We start from the raw sequence: 18,083 nt of genomic DNA, 5'->3' as shown, positions 1-18,083 counted from the left end.
TCCGCCGCGCCCTTTCTGAGCCCATTGTCAGCCCCCGGGATTTTCCCTCCGCCAGGCCCCGCCCGCCTCTCAGGCACAGCCCTCTTGTCGGATGAGCTCCAGGATCCGCTCGGCCATGCGCGGCACCGCCCGGGCCACCGGCTCGGACAGGCCTTCCGACACCCGGTCGGGAATGACGGCCGGCTGCACCACCCACACACGGACCCTCACGTCCGTGTGTTCGCTCAGCTCCTTGAGCAGATTGGTGGTGGGGAACTGGTGCAGGGAAAAGTCGTGGATCTTGGCCGGCTGAACCTGGTCCACGCGGATTTCGAAGATTTCTCCGGGCGCCTTTTCGGGATGATGACCGGTGTCCACGATGATCAGCAGCTGCGGTTTTTCGGGGGAGAGGAGGAGGTCGAAGAGGATGTCCCGAACGGCCGTGCCCGCATCCACGTAGGCCGTGGTCGGGGGCGGAGGCCCCAGGGCCTCCAGGTGTTCGATCACCTTGGGGCCGAAGCCGTCGTCGCCCAGAAGCGGGTTTCCGCATCCGAGGACCACACATTTTTGGGAAAAGAGGGGGTGATTCATGGGCGCCTCCGCAAGGTATCCTGTGCATCTTATGCAATTTGTGCAAATGTGCAAGCCCTTTTTGCACACCCTCCCCGAAGGCTTCAGTCCCAGGCCCTTTCTGCCGATACGGTCCACAGGGGATGGGGTGGTGTTGGCGCGGGAGGGCCGCGCTCCGGGATGCGAACCGCTCTTGGGGAGGAGGTTCCATGAGACGGCGACATTGGATCGGGGTTTTCTTGGGGCTTTGGGGAATCGGCGTGCTCTTTCTGGGGGTTCCGGCTTGGGCCTGGACCGGCCGGGTGGTGGAGGTCCACGACGGGGACACGCTCACGGTCCTTCGGGGCTCGGAAACGGTGAAGGTGCGGCTTTACGGGGTGGACTGCCCGGAAAAGTCCCAGGAAGGCGGTCCGGAAGCCATGGCCTTTGTGGTACGGATGGTACAGGGACGGGACGTTTCGGTCCGACCCGTCACCCGGGACCGGTACGGGCGTACCGTGGCCTGGGTCCAGGCGGACGGGGGGCTTCTCAACGAAAAGCTGGTGGCGTCCGGCCACGCCTGGGTGTATCGCCGGTACTGCAAGGATGGGGACCGGTGCCGGCGTCTGCTGAAGCTGGAAGAAGCGGCCAGGGACCGGGCCCTGGGGCTCTGGGCCGGGATGGATCCCGTGCCTCCCTGGGAATACCGCCACGGCGCGAAGCTGGCCTCGGCATCCATCGCATCCGGAGCATCCACTCGCGGTTCGTGCCGCTGCGATGTGGACTTGGACTGCGGAGATTTTTCGTCGTGGCAGGAGGCCCAGCGCTGCTTCGAAGAGTGCCTCCGGGTCACGGGCCGGGACGTGCACCGCCTGGACCGCGACGGGAACGGACGGGCGTGCGAAGGACTCCGCTGAAAGGGGCCGCACTACGAAGGGCGCCCCAGGAAGCTGTCCGAGAACTCCTCAAACCGTCACTCCCGCGGAAGCGGGAGTCCATAAGCCTTTGTAGGGGCGAATAATCATTGGCCCCGACAGGGGCTGCCTTCCCAAAGGTGCGTTTCGTCCTGCAGTGTTCCGGGCCCCGCGTGATGGGGGCTGGAGTAAAGGACAACCGCCAATGAACGCGAATGGACGCAAATTAATCTTTTCAATGATAGGAGCGGCCTTGGCCGCGTCTCGGATCGCCGGCAAGCCGGATCCTACTGGAGATGTTTCCTGGCTCGCTCCTTCATCCATGCAGGGTGGCGCAGAGTGGGCCATGACCGTCAGATACGAAATGGTGGCGGGCCTCCATTCTACAGGCTGCCGTTGCCGGTTTGTCCATAGCCCTTTAGGGCCGGGTGTCGGTGGCGAAGAGATAGCCCAGCAGGGCCAGGGCCGTGCCCCCGGCGCAGATGAGAAACGCCGGATGGTAGTCGGGCCCCGTCCGTTCCCCGACGGCCACCACGTGGTCGACCACCCAGCCCAGCCCCTGGAGCATGGCGGCTCCGCCCAGCATGGTGAAGAGGTTGATTCCCGTGAGGGCCGTTCCGCTCATTTCCGGCGGCATGAGTTCCTTGATGTGGGCGTACATGACGATTCCGAAGGATCCGAAAAGTCCGAAGGCGAAAAGAAGCACCGGCAGGACGGCCGTTCCGGTTTCGCCCCAGCCGGTACCCAGGGCCGAAAGCACCAGCACCATCATGGCGAGCCCCAGCACGATGACCTTCTTTCTCGAACGAAACACCCGATCGGAAAGCCATCCGCCCAGGGGGGATCCCAAGATGAGGCCCGTGTTGAGCAGAAGGAGCAGGTTTCCGGCGGCGATGGGGCTCATGCGGAGCTGCTGGATCATGTAAGGGCCGATCCACAGGCCCTGGATGGCCACGAAGGTGCCGTACCGGAAGAAGGTTCCCAGCGAGATGATCCAGTAGTTGGCGTTGCGGCAAAGGGTTGTCAGGGCTTCTCTCCAGGAAGGGCCCGGTGTCGGATCGGGAGCCCCCGGCTGATCTTCGCCGGACGGCCGTTCGCGGACCAGGGCGAAGAAACAGAAGGCCACGGCGGCCGTGAAAAGCCCCAGCATGGCGAAGGATCCCCGCCAGCCGATCATCTCCTTGGCGGCTGCCAGGGGAGTGGCCGCCAGCATGTTGCCAAGGGTTCCCATGGCCAGCATGAGGCCGGAGAGGGTGGCGAATTCCCGTGGCGAAAACCAGCGGGTGAGGAGCTTCATGGAGCCCATGAGGTTTCCGGCCATGCCGAGTCCCAGAAGGGCCCTTCCCGCAAAAGCGGTTCCGAAGGAATGGGCGGTGGCGAAAAGAAGGGCGCCTCCCGCCCCCACGAGAGAAAGAAGGGTCATGGTCCGGCGGCCGCCGAGCCGGTCCAGGGCGATGCCCAGGGGCACCTGAACCAGGGCGAAGGCGTAGAAGAAGGCGGCGCTCAGAAGTCCCAGTTTTTCGGCGGAAAGCTCCAGGTCTTTTTGCAGATCGGGCGCAATGATGGCGTTGGAGACCCGGTAGAACTGGGAGAGGATAAAGAGAAGAGACGACAGGCCGAAAACGGTCCACCGTCCTTTGGAACGTTCCCCCGTATCCCGACCTCTCAACTCCTCCTCCTTTCTCGCCGGGACACCGCCCAGTGGGTTGTCCTGAAACAGCTTTTGATCACCGCCCTGCAAGAGATTCTTTTCTAACGATCATGGTCGTCCGAGCGCCACCCCCCATGGATGAAAGAGCAGGTCCAAGCAAGGGCTTTTTGTGGGAGCGCCGCAAGGCGCGATTTTCTTTGCGTGGCCGCGCGGTTGTTGAGTTGTCGGCCACCCTCATCGCGGCCTGCGCCGCTCCTACAGATTGCGAGTCGGGCCTATGCCGTTCTTTCACATTAACGGTCATGGTCCCCCTTGCGCCACCCCGCATGGATGAAAGAGCGGGCCGGAGCACGGGCATTTGTCGGAACGCCGCGATATGCCATTCTCTATGAGTCGCTGCGCGCCCCTTGCATTGCCGGGCATCCTCATTGCAGCCTTCGCAGTTCCTACAACTAAAAAGATTTGCGTCTATTCGCGTTCATTCGCGGTTCTCTTTCATATTAGTTGGCTGACTCTTTCTTAACGCGCGGTTCCGATGGGCGGGCATAAAGCACGCCCCAGCAGAAATACGTTGACCTCTCGGGTAGGGGCGGGGTTTATCCCCGCCCGCTCATTCGCGATGTTCCACCGAGCGCACCACCTTTTCCACCGTGAGGCCCTGAACGAGGATGGAAAAGACCACCACCACGTAGGTGGCCGTCAGGATCGGGTCCCGGGCGGGCCCCGGAGGCAGCGAGAGGGCCATGGCCACCGAGATGCCGCCGCGCAGGCCTCCCCAGGTGAGGATGCGAATCACCCCCGGGCTGAATCTGGTGAAGGGTCGCAGCAAAACCACCGGAAGCGAGACGCTCACAAGCCGGGACGCGAGGACCAGGGGGATCAGCAGGAGGCCCGTCGTGAGGTGGAGGCGGGTCCAGTCAAGCGCCAGCACTTCCAGGCCGATGAGCACGAAGAGCACCACGTTCAGCACCTCGTCCACCAGTTCCCAGAACGTGTCCAGGTGCCGGCGGGTTTGTTCCGACATGGCCAGCATGCGGCCGGGGTTTCCGATGAGGAGGCCCGCCACCACGATGGCGATGGGCCCGGAGATGTGCAGTGCATCGGCCAGCGCGTAGCCTCCCGACACCAGCGCCAGGGTGATGAGCACCTCCACCTGATACTCGTCGATGCTCTTGAGCATGAGGTAGGCGATCCACCCGATCACGAGGCCGTAGGCGACGCCTCCCAGGGCTTCCTTGACGAAGAGGCCCAGGGCGTGGGACAGGGTGGCGGCGGCGGGATCTCGGGTCAGTTCCAAGAGGATGATGAAGATGACCACGGCCACCCCGTCGTTGAAGAGGGACTCCCCGCAGATCTTGGTCTCCACGCTTTCGGGAACGCCCGCCTTTCGCAGGATGCCCAGCACCGCGATGGGGTCCGTCGGGGCGATGAGGGCCCCGAAGAGAAGGCAGCTGAGAAACGGAAGGTTCAAATCGAGCCATTGGGACACGAACCAGGTGCCCAGGCCGTTCAGGACCGTTGCCAGGGCCGTTCCCACGGTGGCCAGAACGGTGATGATCCACTTTCGGCGGGCCAGAGCCTCCAGGTCGATGTGGAGGGCTCCGGCGAAGAGGAGAAAGCTGAGCATGCCGTGGAGCAAGGTTTCGTCGAAATCGATGCTCCGAACGAGCCGGACCGCTTCCTGCTGCAGTCCCAAGGAAAAGGGGCCCGCCGCCACGAGCGCCAGGGAGCCCAGAAGCGAGATGGCCATGACCCCGATGGTGGTGGGAAGCCGGATGAAGCGGTGGTTGAGATAGCTGAAGAGCGCTGAAACGGTGATGAGGATGGAGATGATCTGAAAAAGCGTCATGGCCGGCTCGTCACCTCCGTGAGTCGAGGGTTTTTTCCGGGAGAGCGAACGGGTCGCCCTGCCGGTCAAGTCAAAGGGAGCCGCGAACGAACGCGAAAAAACGCAGACAGGGGAAACATCCTCTGGGCACCCCGAGCCCTTACCTTGGAACGAAAGGCGCCCGGTGTCAACGCGTGCGGCGCCTCATGGGCGCCTTTCGGCCGGGCGCTTGACCCGGATGCCTTTTTCGCACGTCGGGAATTGCAATGCGGTCGCTCCTTTACAGACGGTTGGCAAATCGACGCCGGGATGCGGCCGTTCTTGTGCGCCGGGCGGGTTTCCTTTAGGATGCTGGAAAAGGGCTCGGGATGTCTCAAACCTTTAGGAAGGAGGTCCGGCCATGAAGAAGATCCTTTTCCTCTTGATGGTTTTCCTTGTTTCGTCCACGGCGTTGGCCCAGGATCCGGCCTTGCTGGAAAAGGCCAAGGCGGAAGGGGAGGTGAATTTCTACGCCAACATCACGGCCATCGAGCCCATCGTGGAGACCTTCAGTCAGGATACGGGCGTGAAGGGGCTCTACACCCGGGTGTCCACCTCCAAGTACCTGGCCACGGTGCTCACCGAGTTCCAGGCGGGAAAACTCATGGCGGACGTTCTTCAGGCGCCCCTTCCCATCATGAACTATTTGAAGGAACAGGGCGTTCTGGCCCCCTACGCGCCTCCGGCCGCCCAGTCCTATCCGGACTGGACCCGCCAGGACGATACGATCCAGATTTTCGGCATCGAATACGTGGCCCTCATCTACAACAAGGAGCTGGTGAAGCCGGAAGATGTCCCCAAGCGCTATGAAGACCTGACGGATCCCAAGTGGAAGGACCAGATCGTCATGCCCGATCCCTCCACCCACGCCACCACCATTTCCTGGCTGGTGGGCTTGAAGGAAAAGGTCTTTCCCAGCGAGGCGGCGTGGCGCGACTTCCTGAAGGGCCTGGCCGCCAACCGGCCCATGTTCGTCAAGTCCTTCGGGCCCACCCCGGCACCGGTGGAAAGCGGCCAGAAAAAGATCGCCATCTCCATGCCCAAGTACATCATCACCAAGGCGCCGGCGCCCCTGGCGTGGGCCCAGGTGGACCAGCCCCTTCTGGGCACGCCCCGAGGCATCGCCATCGCCAAGACCGCTCCCCATCCCAACGCGGCCAAGCTCTTCATGGACTACTGGCTTTCCAAGAAGGCCATGCAGCTTCTGGCGGACAAGGTGGGCGAATACGTGCTCCATCCGGGGGTCTTCCCGCCCATCGAGGGAATGGACAAGGCGAAGGTGCTTCCCGTGCGCATCCTTTCCGATGATGAGATCAAGCAGTGGGGAGCCGAGTTCAAGAAGATCTTCCAAGCTTCCTGACGGATCCAACGCAGCGGCCGGTCCGGGTCCGGTGCCGGACCGGCCGAGTGAAGGGCGACACACCCCCATGGAAATCCGCATCACGGGTCTGACCAAGATCTACGAATCGGAAGGCAAAAAGATCCACGCCCTCGATCGTGTGGATCTCACCGTTCCGGCCAACCACATCTTCACCCTCCTCGGTCCCAGCGGCTGCGGCAAGACGACCCTCCTTCGGTGCCTGGTGGGGCTGGAATCTCCCGATGAGGGAGAGATCTCCATCGGGGAGGAGGTGGTGTGGTCCCGGGAGAAGGGAGTCTTCGTGCCTCCCGAAAAGCGGGGCTTGGGCATGGTTTTCCAGACTTATGCCATCTGGCCGCACATGACCGTGTTCGACAACGTGGCCTATCCGCTCCAGGTGCGGCGTCTGCCCCGAGACGAAATCCGCTCCAAGGTCGCCGCGGTGCTCAAGTTGGTGCAGCTGGACGCCCTGGAAAACCGTCCGGCCACCAAGCTGAGCGGCGGCCAGCAGCAGCGGGTGGCGTTGGCCCGGGCCTTGGTGGCGGAGCCCAAGGTGATCCTTTTCGATGAGCCCTTGAGCAACCTGGACGCCAAGCTCCGGGAGGAAACCCGAAAGGAGCTGCGGCAGTTCCTGACGGAACTGGGCATCACGGCCGTCTATGTGACCCACGACCGCGTGGAGGCCCTGTCGCTTTCCGATTCCATCGCGGTCATGAAGGACGGGCAGATCGTGGAGATCGGATCGCCTCAAAAGATCTACTTCCAGGCCGAGCATCCGTTCGTGGCCGATTTCATCGGTCGGGCCAATCTCATTCCCGGAACCGTGGAGACCCGGGAGGAGGACCTGGTGGCGGTGGAAACCCCCATCGGGAAGGTCCTGGCGGCCAGGGGGCCCAAGGTCGCCCGGGGGGATGAGGTGACGGTGTGCGTCCGGCCCGAGTTCATCCGGGTGGTTGCAGATCCGCTGGCCGAGGGAATCAACACCTTTTCCGGCGTCGTGGAGTCTCTGGTTTTTGTGGGCGAGGCCCACGAAGGCGAGGTGAGGGTGGGGGAAACCCTCCTGAACACGCGGATCGATCCGGACGTCCGGGTCCGCCGCGGGGACCGGGTCGGGGTGCGTTTTGATCCCAACTACTGTTTTCTGGTGACGCGATGACAAGACCCACTGCACGAACGCTTCTCACCCCGTCGCTCATCGCCGTGGTGGGTTTTCTCACGGTCTGTCCTGTGGTCATGCTCGTTTTGGGAAGTTTCTCGAAAGGGCTGGGGGCCTTCGGGAGCTTCACGATCCAAAAGTATGTGGAAGCCTACACCGACCCGGACTTCAGGGAGATCCTCGTCAATACGGCGGTGTTCACCGTGGGTTCGGCCATCTTCGCCACGGTGCTCGCCCTGTTTCTGGCCTATCTCAACACGCGCACCAATATCCCCTTCAAGTTCCTCTTTCGGGTGCTATCCATCGTGCCCATGATGATCCCCCACATCCTCTTTTCGGTGAGCTGGGTGCTGCTCCTCAATCCCAGCAACGGGCTCCTGAACCTTCTGGCACGCGATCTTTTCGGCCTGTCGCATTCGCCTTTCAACATCTACACCCTCCGGGGCATGATCCTGGTGGAGGGGTTGCTGGACCTGCCCATCGCCTATCTCATTCTGGCGCCGGCCCTGGCCTCCTTCGACGTCTCTCTCGAGGAGTCGTCCCGAGTGTGCGGGGCGTCCAATTGGAGAACCCTGGTGCGGGTCACCCTGCCGGTCCTGCGGCCCGCCATCCTGGCTTCCTTTATTCTGGTCATCGTGCGCAGCCTGGCGTCCTTCGCCGTCCCGTCGGTCATCGGCATGCCGGGGCGGATCTACGTGCTGGCCACCCAGATCTATCGGGTGATCGCCACCGGGTACGTGGCGGACTACGGAAAGGCGGCGGCCATCGGCATGAGCGCCCTGGCGGCGTCCGTCTCCCTCATCTACCTCTACCGCTACCTCACCTCGGAAAGTGAAAAATACGTCACCATCTCCAGCCGCGGCTATCGGCCCACGGTCATCGACCTCAAGGGGGCCCGCATGCCGCTCTTTTTCGTGGTGGGGGTTCTGTCCTTCGTGCTCATCGTGGTTCCGGTCCTGGTGCTTTTCTATACGTCGGTTCTGCCCTATTCCATGGTGCCGGGGGCCAAGGCCCTTTCCATGATGAGCTGGAAGAATTATGCGGAGGTCCTCCACGACCCCATCTCCCTCCTGTCCCTCAAGAACAGCCTCTTTCTCGGGGTCGTGGGGGCCAGCCTGGGAACCCTCCTTTCCATCTTCGCCGCCTATGCCATTGTGAAGATCAAGAGCCGGGCGGCGGGTCTTCTGGAATCCTTGACCTTTCTTTCCTTTTCCTTTCCAGGGATCGTCATCGGCGTGGGGTTCATGTGGTTTTTCGTCAAGACCCCGCTCTACGCCACCATCTGGGCGCTTCTCATCGGATACATCGCCACCTACCTGCCCTACGGGGTTCGTCCCATGACCAGCGCTTTCGTCCAGATCCACGATCACCTGGAGGAATCGTCGAGGGTGTGCGGCGCGGGCACCGTGATGACCCTTCGGCGCATCGTCATTCCGCTGCTGGTTCCCGGCATCGTGTCCGGCTGGATTCTGATGGCTACCATGTTCGTTCGGGAACTCACCCTGTCGGTGGTTCTCTCCAGGCCCGGGACGGAAGTGCTGGCGGTGCAGATCCTCCGGTTTGCCGAAGACGGGCTGTGGGGGAGGCTGTCGGCCTTGGGAATTCTCATGATCTTTCTGTCCACGGGCCTGGTGGTCCTGGCCACGGTCGTGGGGAATCAACTGACGAAGGTCCGGGCGGAAGGCGCCTGAGCGATCATTGCGAAAGGAGAGGGGAGCGTGGGACGACGCAAGAAGCGCATCGTGTGGTCCTGGGAACCCGAGACGGGGCTCCTGGGCTGGGAATACGTGAAGGCGGGGGTCCCCATGGCTTCCAGCGAGGGGCCCCGGCCGGTGCGGGAGGCCCTCACCGATCTCATGGACCTGGTGAGCGATCTGGACGATGCGGGCGACGAGGTGGAGGCCCACCGGATCATGGAAGAATGGGTGGAGATGGCCTGGAGCCTCCGGGACCGGGTGGACCCGGAAACCCGGGAGGCCATCGAGGACGCCTGCCACGACTGGTGGAACGCCGACGAAGAGGACGACTAGGGGCCTGTCCGGCAATGGCAAATTTGCCTCATTCAACGCCCATTCGTCATCCCCGCGGAAGCGGGGATCCAGGATTTCCGGCAACTTATGGACTCCCGCTTGCGCGGGAGTGACGGTTGGGGGAGTTCTCGGACAAGGTCCTAGGCCGATGCCGCGTTTGGATGCCCGGGGCGCTACTGTGTGAGGACGCTCGAAGGCCGGTTCGCTACTTGTAGACTTCGCGCCGATGCCTTACGAAGAGGACAACAATCCTTTGTTTGTCTTGATCGCAGGAGTAAAGCACGCGGTAATCGCCGACGCGAAGCTTCAACAGGTTGGTCCATGGCCCCGTCAATGTCTCTGGCGTGATAAGGTCAAAGTTTTCGGCCAGCCAGCGCAACTTTTTCAGTACCCGTTGCGCAATCGGCTTGTCTGGACGCGCCAGATCGGTTTCCGCTGCGGCGGTGAAGTCCACCTGGAACATATCTCACCACGTGAGTCCGAGTCTCGCGGCAACTTCCTGTGCGGGTCTGGTCTGGCGTGTGCCATCCGCAGCAAGAGCACGCCGAAGTTCGACTTCAAACTCTTCTCGAAGTTCCAGACCCTGATCTGGATCGCCGAAGATTTCCGAGAGTGTCTGAAGGACCACCTCTCGGATGAGTTTCTTGAACTCATCAACGGTCAAGTCGGAAATCGTTGAGTCGGCCATTGCGCCCTCTCCTTGTTTTGTCTGGTGAACGATTTCGGGATCATATTTTATCACACGGGAAAGGGGTGGATCAGCCAATCTTCCCGTGGCCCCCTTTACGGTTTTTTCTTGCCGCGGTCGAACTCGATGATCCGGGCGAAGTCCCTGTCTTCTCCCTTGCGCACCGCATGGTAGAGAGGACTACCGGGCCCGACGCGGCCGCCCATGTCGTAGGAGAAGTCCCGAACGGCCACGTGCCGGATCCAAAATCCGGTTGAGACCGGCCCCGAGGCGTCGTGACACGAATGGAAATGCACATAGGCGTCGCGGGGTTCCGGGCGCGACTCGAGCCACGCCGCGGGGGCGTCCGGGAAAAAGACGGGTTGGATTCTCTCCTTTCCTCGGGGAAGGGGCGCTTCGGCTGGAGGGAGATCGGTGAGAATCCCGTCGCCTTCGTAGAGCAGGGCGTTTTCGGGGGCGTCCGAAGAATAGAAATTCCGTTCGTTGAAGCAGACCAGGCGGATGCGGCGCATGTCTCCCGGGACTTCCGGCCGGAAATAGTATCCCACGAAGGGCCCGAAGCGAAGGAGCCGCCCGTTGTGGACGAATTCCAGCACCGGAACGTAGCCCCTCGGCACCCGCAGGGCCTCATCCTGCGTCGTCCTCCCGTCGGAACAACCCCACAGAAGGCACACCACGAGGCCCCAAAGCCAGCGGAGATTCCATTTCTTCTTCTCATGCATCGTCGTCTTCCGCCTTCCACACCCGGCCGATGACCCAGGCGGCGGCTGCGAAGGCTGCGGCCAACAGACACGCCGCGGCGAAACGGTTTCCCACCCAGTCGGTCAGAGTGAGCGGTCCCTTGTTGGTGGGAAGATAGAGCGCCGGGATGATCCGTTCGTGGAAATGGGCGAAGACGGCCGTTCCCGCAAGTCCTCCCAGCAGGGCGAAGACCGCATCCAGGCGTCCTTCCCCCGCGGCGGCCCAGCAGGTTCCGGGACAATACCCGCACAATCCCCATCCGATGCCGAAGAGGACCGCGGCGGTTCCCGTGGCCACCAGGCTGGTGGGCAGAATCACCGTTCGGCCCACCCCCACGGCCTGGAGGCCCGCCAGGCCCAGGGCGGAAAAGGCCACCGCCAGCATCATGAACTGGGGGATCTGAGGTTCCACCATGAGGTGCGCCCGGGCCATCCGGTCGGGGTCCGTGGCCCCGATCCGTTGAATGACGAACCCGAAGGCGATACCGGAAAAGAGACCCAGCAGGACCTGCGTCATTTCTTTCCTCCCTTTGGCGATCCGTACACCAGGCGGCTGGTGATCATGGCCACGGCGAAGATGACCGCTCCGAAGTAAAGGCCGCTCACGGCCAGTTGGGCGGACCCGGAAATGAAGAGCCCCAGGGTGCATCCGCCGGCCAGGCGGGCTCCGAAAAGGATGAGGAACCCGCCCAGAAAGGACGCCGCATATCGAAGGGCCGGCCGGGCTCCGAAACGCCGCTCCCAAATGGCCGGAACGTTTCGAATGGGCTTTCCCAAGGTGAGGCCGCCCAGGTATCCGCCGGCCGCCATGCCCAGGACGAAGGCGAAGAGCCAGGAACCCGGCCCCGGGATGATCCGGTAGTGTTCCTTCCGGGCGATGTAGTCGGGAAGGATCGGCCCCAGAAAGCCCTTGAGAAGGCTCACGAACCCGCTGGAAGAGGCGGGAGGGCCGAAGGTGGCGAAGATGAAGACGATGATGCCCGCCAGGGCCAGGGCCGCCGGGAGCACCGGCCAGGTGCGCGCCGTCTCCTCGACGGTCGCGTTTCGGATCATGGACTTTTTTTCCATCGTTTTTCACCCTCCGCAGGAAACGTAGCCGCCGGTCGACGCGGGCCGGGTTTCGCGCTTTTCTTCCGCGGGCTGCGGGGCCTTCACCGGGGCGGCGGGACCGGCCGTGGGCATGGGAACGGCGCCCTCAAGCCGGTTGGCCTTCTTTTCCACCGGATAGTAGAAGCGGCTGTTTCCCCATTCGTTCCACGAGGCTTCATAGAGACGCACGTCCTGAAAGCCCATGAGGCGCAGCACGAAATAGCCGAAGGAGGCGCGCCGTCCCGAATGGCAATAGACGATGACCGCCCGGTTGGGGTCGAGTCCGGCGTAAAGTTTTTGAAGTTCGGAGTAGGGACGAAGGGCCTTGGTGGCGGCGTCCCGCCAGTTGGACCGGTAGTCCACGTTGTAGGCGCCCGGGATGTGGCCTGGAGCCAGCGGGGTTCCGTCCAGGGCGGTGTTTTGCTTGAGGCCCAGGTATTCTTCCGAAGATCGCACATCCAGGATCTGGTAGTAGGGATCTCCCAGCCGACTCTGAACGAAGGGGCCGTCCGCCAGGCGAAGCGGCCGGATCTCTTCGGACGGAGCCTGGTAGAAGACCGGCTCGCGCCGGGCTGGTTCCGAAACCGTCTCGCCTCCGGCTTCCACCCACCCGTCCAGGCCCCTTTCCAGGATCCTCTTGGACGGATGCCCCAGGTAGTCCAGCACCCAGAAGACGTAGGAGGCCGTGGCGCCGCCGTCCCGTGCCACGGAATCATAGACGATGACGGTGTCCGTCCGCGCGATGCCCGCCCGGCCGAGGATTTCCTGGGCCTCGGCCGCTCCCACGAAGACCGCTCCCACGCCCCGAACCGTGTCGTGGCGCTGGAAACTCTTCCAGGGTAGCCGGACGGCGCCGGGAAGGTACCTTCCGTCCAGGTCCTTGTCTTCCCGGACATCCACCAGGACCACGTCGGGATCGTTTCGGTGTTCCAGGAGCCACTGGGGGGTGGCCAGGCAGTTGCGGCAGGGGTAGTCTTCCGTCGGGCCTTTGGCGGCAGGGGCCGAAGCCATGGCCCAGGCCGCTCCCGCCAGGAGAAAGAGGGGAACGAGCCACCATCGGGGACTTTTCCTTTGCGCCATACGCCTCTCCTTTGTCTGTTTTGGGTCTGCGCGGTTCTGGTCCCACACCAGGTTGTCGAAAAGGTCAAATTCCGGGCCGGTATCGTTCCGCAGGGGCGAAGGGACTGTTTCGGCGGTTGCGTTCCGGCCCCTGTCCGGTTTTCTCCCGGTTTTTCTTCCCGCGGTCGGCGGCGGGAATCCACCGCCGACCCCCCATCCGAAAAATCCTTTCCGGCAACGACCGGCTTTCCCATCTCCGTGGCCCTTTCCGCCGGCTCGATCACGATCTTGTGGGGGGCGAGCTGAATGGTTTCAAAGGGCATTTCCACTCCGGCCTTGGTCAGGGCCTTGAATATCTTTTCCCTCAGTTCATAGCGCTTGGGCACATGTCGGCGTTCATCGTCGATCCACGCCTGGAGCTCCAAACAGACGTTGTAGTCGTTCAACTGCGCCACCACCACGCACGGAGGGGGATCCTTCAGGTAATCCGGGTCGTCTTCCACCAGGGCGATCAGGATCCGCTTCACACGGTCCAGGTCTTCCGTGACCGCGACGGTGACCGGAATATCCAACCGCAGGTGAGGGAAGTTGGTGTAGGAGATGACAGTCTTGTTCATGACTTCGGCGTTGGGTACGGCGAGCATCTTGCCGTCGTTGGTGATGATCCGTGTCGTCCGGAGGCTGATTCGCTCCACCCGTCCGTAGCGGCCGTCGATTTCCACGAGGTCGTCGATGGTGAAGGGGCGATCCAGGAAAATGAGGATGCCGGAAATGATGTTTGAAAGAGTATCGCGCAGGGCGAATCCCAGGGTAAGTCCGGCCACGCCGAGAGATCCGAGGAGGGCCGCCGTCTGAACGCCGGCGGCGCTGAGCGCGGCGATGAGCCCGAGGGCGAAAAGGCCGAATTTGATGATCGTTTCCGCGAAGGCGGCGCTGGTCTTGTCGAGATGAATTCTCAGACGGGGCGCCACCAGGCGATTCACCACCCGCCAGAAAAGGTAGAACAGGGTTAGGACAATGGCCGAAATGACGAGGTTGACCAGGAGTTCGCCGAGGAGGTCCCCCAGCCGCTCAAGGCTGAAGTATTCCCGCAAGCGGGACAGGAGGCTTTCCATCAGTGGGGTCATCGGAGGGTTCTCCACAGGAGAAGGTTCAAAGACTGGTCGGGGCGAGGCCTTCAGTGACTCCTTCTTTATCCCGGGCCGATTGCGCGGGCAAACGGAAAAACCGCGGGCGCCTTGCGTGCAAAAGCGGCGATGACGACGTCCGATCAGGCAAGGTGCGGCCCATGGGGGGTGCCCGCCCGGCGGGAACCGGAGCGCCTTGATAGCCCCGCGCGTGAGGTGTAGTATAGCCCGACAGGGTATCCATCACAACCGCATGGAGGAACCAGCCTTGAAGCTCCTTCCACTTATCGCCGCCTTGTTCATGATGGTTGTCGCCTCCCCGGGTCCCGCCGGGGCGCAGTCGGACGATCCCATCTATGAAAAATGCCGGGGGGAGCCGAGAGAGCCGTGGTGCTACCAGGAAGAGGTGGAAAGACTCCAGCGGCCGGAGCTGTGTGAAAACATCCTTCGCTACTGGCCGGACGCCCACGGGGTCCACGGGTGGTGCTACTACCGGCTGGCCTGGAAGAAAAAGGACTGTTCCCTGTGTGAGCCCATCGTGAACGAGCAGGTCCAGAGACTGTGCAAGCGCGAGGTGTGCCGCTAGGTCCGACGGGTTCCATGGAATCTCCAACTCCCGCCCTGCGTGAGGCCCCATGACCTTCTATTCCGCCTTCGTGCTGCTCTTCATGGTGATCGACCCGTTCGGGAACGTCCCCTTTTTCGTCGCCGCCTTGGCCAACGTGGCACCGGAGCGCCGCAACCGGGTGATCCTTCGGGAGCTTCTGATCGGCTATGTGGTGATGGTCCTCTTCCTCTTTTCGGGAAGGCCGCTTCTCGCCCTGTTGGGCATCTCCGAGCCGGCCCTGACCCTGGCGGGAGGCGTTTTGCTCTTTCTCATCGCCGTTCGAATGGTCTTCCCTCCGTCTCCCCATGCCTGGAAGGAGGAGGTGGAGGGGGAGCCTTTCGTGGTGCCGTTGGCGGTCCCCTACATAGCCGGACCGTCCCTGTTGGCCGTGGAACTGCTGCTCATGAGCCGGGAGCCCCACCGATGGCCCGAGTGGCTCATGGCCCTCACCCTGGCGTGGGCCATCACGGCCGTGATCGTCTTCCTCGGCAGCCGGATGGCGGCCCGGCTGGGGGCACGGGGTCTCATCGCCATCGAACGACTCATGGGCATGATTCTCGTCGCCATCTCCATCCAGATGCTCCTGACGGGTCTCAACGCCTACTTCCGAATGCCGGGTGCGTGACCAGAAGAGACGGGATGTGCCTCGGGGAACCACTATTGATTTGTAGGGACGCGAGCTAATTCCGTTCGTGCCCACGGCCTGTAGGGGCGAATAATCATTCGCCCCTACAGGTGTCTGCTTGGCAAAGATGCGTTTCATCCTTCGTTGTCACGGGTTGTTCGAGATGGGGCGTGACGTGAAAGAATGCCGCGAATTAACGCGAATCCGCCTTCTGCCTTCATGGTGGTGGCGCAAAGGGAGCTAGGAGCGTCTCTGAAAACGGCAGATTTGCGCCGTTCAACGCCCATTCGTCATCCCCGCGGAAGCGGGGATCCAGAATTTTCAGTGAGTTATGGACTTCCGCTTGCGCGGGAGTGACGGTTTGCGGAGTTCACGGACAGCCTCCCAAGACTGTTAGGATATGAAGGCGCAAGGAGAATCCATGACGAAGCTGAGTCGGATCGTGAGGGAGTTTGCCGAGATCGAGGGGGCTTGCGCCACCGGGATCGTCTCCACGGAGACCCTGGCCGGAGGGCCGCCGTCCACGGATCTGTCCTACGTGCTTCCGGGCGCGCGGTCGGCCGTGGTTTTTGCCGTGCCCATGGATCCGGCGCCCATCGAGCCCTACCTGAAAAAGCAAGATCGCCTCTCCCTGGAACGGGCCTACGTGCGGGCGAACACCTTGGCGAGCGGCATCGCCCTCCATCTGGCCAACTACCTCACCCAGAAGGGATATCCGTCCGTTCCCGTGGCGGCCAACAACGTCTTCCGGCCCGTGCCTTCCGGAAAGGAAGAGACCTGCCTGGCCGACACCTACTCCTACTACCCGGACATCGCCCACCGCTATCTGGCGGTGCGATCCGGCGTGGGGCACATGGGCTTTTCCGGCAACCTGATCATCCCGGACCATGGCGCTACGGTGATCCTGGCTTCCGTGGCCACTGCCGCGGACCTGGTGCCGACTCCCCCCCTGCCGCCTGAAGAAAACTATTGCGATCGATGCGGGTTGTGCCTGGCGGCCTGCGCTTCCGGATTCATGGATTTCAAGCGCAACACCACCGTGGTGCTGGGCGGCGTGGAAATCTCCTATTCCAAAAGGCGCCATTACGGCCGTTGCGATCTGGTTTGCAGCGGCTATACGGGGCTGCATCCGTCGGGAAGGTGGTCCACCTGGTCTCCCGGCAGGTTCCCCGTGCCGGATCGGGACGAAGACCTTCCGGCCGCCTACGACCGCGTGCAGGAAGCCCATGGGAAATGGCCCGCATCGGAGGGAGGTCGTTACTTCTTCTTCATGGACGAAAAGCTCCGGTTCTCCTGCGCCCATTGCATGCTGGTGTGCGCGCCGACCAAAGAAGAGAGAAAGCGCCGCTACCAGCTGCTCAGGGATTCCGGGGTGGTGGTGCAGACGGCCGACGGGAGTCGAAAAGCCGTCTCGCCGGAGGAGGCCCGGACGATCCTGGACGCCATGCCGCCCGAGCGGCGGGCCCTGTATGAGCCTGTATGAGGAGGTGCCGGGAAAAAGGTGAAGTGCGGGCGGCCCACGATGCGGATCCAACGTCCGACAAGCTCGGGGAACCGGACGATCCCTTTTCACGGCGCGGTCCTGAAAGGCGGACGTCAAGCCGGCCCTGCAGGAACGTACGGACCTCTTGGGATAGGGACGGGGTTTGACCCCGCCCGCCAGGAACGCGGAGGCAGAGAAAACCAATAAGAAATCGGTTTGTTGGGATGGATGAAACCTTGCTCGCGGCGAATGGGTGAGAAGCGGAAGGGAGTGGTCCATGGGAAGGCGGGGAACTTTTCTTGGGTTGGCGGCTCTGCTACTGGTTTTAAGCACTGCTTCCGCAGGCCTTGCTTACCGGAGCGCCTGGGACTGTTTTGACGGCTCTCAGATGCTTCGGAACGAGGGGTGGGTGAAGGTCGCGAAATACTGTGTTCGGGAGGTTCCCCGGTCGTGTGACAAGATGGCGGTGGCGGTCACCCTGAAAAATGAATCCGGAGGGCGTTTCCTCGGCCGCCTGAACGTCATGGTTTACAGGCGCGAGGGAGATCGCATCATTTCCGGGTTCTCCAAGGTCGGCGCAGCGCCTCTCGTCGAGATCCCTGCGGGAGAGGAGCGCAGCGTGGCTTTCATGTGCATGAGAAAGCCTGACGAGCCGTTCATCCATCTGGAATACGCGAGTCCGAGCGGGGGACGTGCCGGATGGTCCGAAGCGCGACTGCCCGATCCGATCGAGAGATCCCCCGTGGCCCGGATCGGGATCGAACGCGTGAATCCGGAGGACGGTTCCGTCCGGGTGACCGTAAAGAACGTGGGCGAGTGGGCCATTGCGGACCCGGTCTTGAGGCTGTCCGCGGCGCGGGCGGCGCACCCGGACCGCTTTCTGCCCATCGGCAGTTCAAGTCTTCCCGATGCGTGCCTGGCGCCGGAAGAGGCGGTGAGCCATGAGGTGCGGGCGGCCAAGGGAGCGATCCGGGGGGACGTCTTGAAGGTGGAACTGCTTTCCAGGGGGACCCGCATTGAGAGTCAAAGAATCCCGCTCCAGCCGATGAACGTTCCGCCCGGGAGGAAGACGGTGAGGCCGAAGCCGGTCAAGCCTTGAAGCGCTCACCGTTCGTTCGATGGAGACTTTCCCAACAGGAAAACCCAAGAAGGAGGACGC

General features: G+C 62.7%; 18 protein-coding genes and 1 pseudogene. 9 read left to right on the top strand and 10 right to left on the bottom strand.

Annotated elements, in window-relative coordinates; translation table 11 throughout:
* Positions 1-69 precede the first annotated feature (69 nt).
* Positions 70-570, bottom strand: a complete 501-nt coding sequence (locus tag BUB04_RS03620) for a hydrogenase maturation protease (RefSeq protein ID WP_073037028.1) — start codon at positions 568-570, stop codon at positions 70-72.
* A gap of 188 nt (positions 571-758) precedes the next feature.
* Between BUB04_RS03620 and BUB04_RS03615 the strand changes: the two genes are divergently transcribed.
* Positions 759-1,445 (top strand): thermonuclease family protein, encoded by a 687-nt coding sequence (locus tag BUB04_RS03615; protein WP_073037026.1) that lies wholly within the window; start codon positions 759-761, stop codon positions 1,443-1,445.
* A gap of 415 nt (positions 1,446-1,860) precedes the next feature.
* Here the strand turns inward: BUB04_RS03615 and BUB04_RS03610 are convergent, their stop codons facing one another.
* Positions 1,861-3,111, bottom strand: a complete 1,251-nt coding sequence (locus tag BUB04_RS03610; protein ID WP_073037024.1) for an MFS transporter — start codon at positions 3,109-3,111, stop codon at positions 1,861-1,863.
* A gap of 592 nt (positions 3,112-3,703) precedes the next feature.
* Complete coding sequence (locus BUB04_RS03605) at positions 3,704-4,942, bottom strand: cation:proton antiporter (protein WP_073037022.1); 1,239 nt, start codon at positions 4,940-4,942, stop codon at positions 3,704-3,706.
* A 379-nt stretch (positions 4,943-5,321) separates the two neighbouring features.
* Between BUB04_RS03605 and BUB04_RS03600 the strand changes: the two genes are divergently transcribed.
* From BUB04_RS03600 to BUB04_RS03585, 4 genes are all read left to right on the top strand, one after another.
* Entirely contained in the window at positions 5,322-6,320 is a 999-nt protein-coding gene (locus BUB04_RS03600; protein ID WP_073037020.1) for an ABC transporter substrate-binding protein, read from the top strand.
* A gap of 67 nt (positions 6,321-6,387) precedes the next feature.
* Complete coding sequence (locus BUB04_RS03595) at positions 6,388-7,476, top strand: ABC transporter ATP-binding protein (RefSeq protein ID WP_073037017.1); 1,089 nt, start codon at positions 6,388-6,390, stop codon at positions 7,474-7,476.
* Positions 7,473-9,167 carry an ABC transporter permease gene (locus BUB04_RS03590; RefSeq protein WP_073037015.1) on the top strand — a complete coding sequence of 565 codons (1,695 nt, stop codon included), beginning with the start codon at positions 7,473-7,475 and terminating at the stop codon, positions 9,165-9,167. The genes BUB04_RS03595 and BUB04_RS03590 overlap by 4 nt, the downstream gene beginning before the upstream one ends.
* A 27-nt stretch (positions 9,168-9,194) precedes the next feature.
* Entirely contained in the window at positions 9,195-9,506 is a 312-nt protein-coding gene (locus BUB04_RS03585) for a hypothetical protein (protein WP_073037013.1), read from the top strand.
* 205 nt (positions 9,507-9,711) lie between these two features.
* Here BUB04_RS03585 and BUB04_RS03580 read toward each other — a convergent pair whose 3' ends face one another.
* The 7 genes and pseudogenes from BUB04_RS03580 to BUB04_RS20235 all read right to left on the bottom strand — a co-directional run.
* Positions 9,712-9,969 carry a type II toxin-antitoxin system RelE family toxin gene (locus BUB04_RS03580; RefSeq protein ID WP_073037011.1) on the bottom strand — a complete coding sequence of 86 codons (258 nt, stop codon included), beginning with the start codon at positions 9,967-9,969 and terminating at the stop codon, positions 9,712-9,714.
* A 3-nt stretch (positions 9,970-9,972) separates the two neighbouring features.
* Positions 9,973-10,194, bottom strand: coding sequence for a hypothetical protein (locus tag BUB04_RS03575; protein ID WP_073037009.1), 222 nt, complete (start codon positions 10,192-10,194; stop codon positions 9,973-9,975).
* A 95-nt stretch (positions 10,195-10,289) separates the two neighbouring features.
* Positions 10,290-10,916 (bottom strand): hypothetical protein, encoded by a 627-nt coding sequence (locus BUB04_RS03570; RefSeq protein ID WP_073037007.1) that lies wholly within the window; start codon positions 10,914-10,916, stop codon positions 10,290-10,292.
* Positions 10,909-11,451, bottom strand: coding sequence for a YeeE/YedE thiosulfate transporter family protein (locus BUB04_RS03565; protein WP_073037005.1), 543 nt, complete (start codon positions 11,449-11,451; stop codon positions 10,909-10,911). Before BUB04_RS03565 ends, BUB04_RS03570 begins: the two co-directional genes overlap by 8 nt.
* Positions 11,448-12,002: a YeeE/YedE thiosulfate transporter family protein gene (locus BUB04_RS03560; protein ID WP_084076095.1), complete on the bottom strand. Its 555-nt coding sequence runs from the start codon at positions 12,000-12,002 to the stop codon at positions 11,448-11,450. Before BUB04_RS03560 ends, BUB04_RS03565 begins: the two co-directional genes overlap by 4 nt.
* A gap of 6 nt (positions 12,003-12,008) precedes the next feature.
* Positions 12,009-13,103: a sulfurtransferase gene (locus BUB04_RS03555; protein WP_073037004.1), complete on the bottom strand. Its 1,095-nt coding sequence runs from the start codon at positions 13,101-13,103 to the stop codon at positions 12,009-12,011.
* 359 nt (positions 13,104-13,462) lie between these two features.
* Positions 13,463-14,197 (bottom strand): annotated as a pseudogene (locus tag BUB04_RS20235) (mechanosensitive ion channel family protein); the annotation flags it as partial.
* Positions 14,198-14,477: 280 nt separating this feature from the next.
* On the opposite strand from BUB04_RS20235, the gene BUB04_RS03545 reads away from it, so the two are divergent.
* The 4 genes from BUB04_RS03545 to BUB04_RS03530 all read left to right on the top strand — a co-directional run bounded on the left by BUB04_RS03545 (position 14,478) and on the right by BUB04_RS03530 (position 18,023).
* Positions 14,478-14,795, top strand: a complete 318-nt coding sequence (locus BUB04_RS03545; protein WP_073037002.1) for a hypothetical protein — start codon at positions 14,478-14,480, stop codon at positions 14,793-14,795.
* Between the two features lie 49 nt (positions 14,796-14,844).
* Complete coding sequence (locus BUB04_RS03540; protein WP_073037000.1) at positions 14,845-15,441, top strand: MarC family protein; 597 nt, start codon at positions 14,845-14,847, stop codon at positions 15,439-15,441.
* Positions 15,442-15,862: 421 nt separating this feature from the next.
* A complete protein-coding gene (locus BUB04_RS03535) occupies positions 15,863-16,924 on the top strand; it encodes a hypothetical protein (RefSeq protein ID WP_218588358.1) in 1,062 nt (353 codons plus the stop codon).
* 409 nt (positions 16,925-17,333) lie between these two features.
* Positions 17,334-18,023 carry a hypothetical protein gene (locus tag BUB04_RS03530; protein WP_143156335.1) on the top strand — a complete coding sequence of 230 codons (690 nt, stop codon included), beginning with the start codon at positions 17,334-17,336 and terminating at the stop codon, positions 18,021-18,023.
* The last annotated feature ends 60 nt before the right edge of the window (positions 18,024-18,083 follow it).

Origin of the sequence: Desulfacinum infernum DSM 9756, from assembly GCF_900129305.1 — a bacterium.
GTDB classification, from domain to species: domain Bacteria; phylum Desulfobacterota; class Syntrophobacteria; order Syntrophobacterales; family DSM-9756; genus Desulfacinum; species Desulfacinum infernum.
Note: the sequence above shows the minus strand (reverse complement) of the source record. Positions and strands in the feature narration are given on the sequence as shown.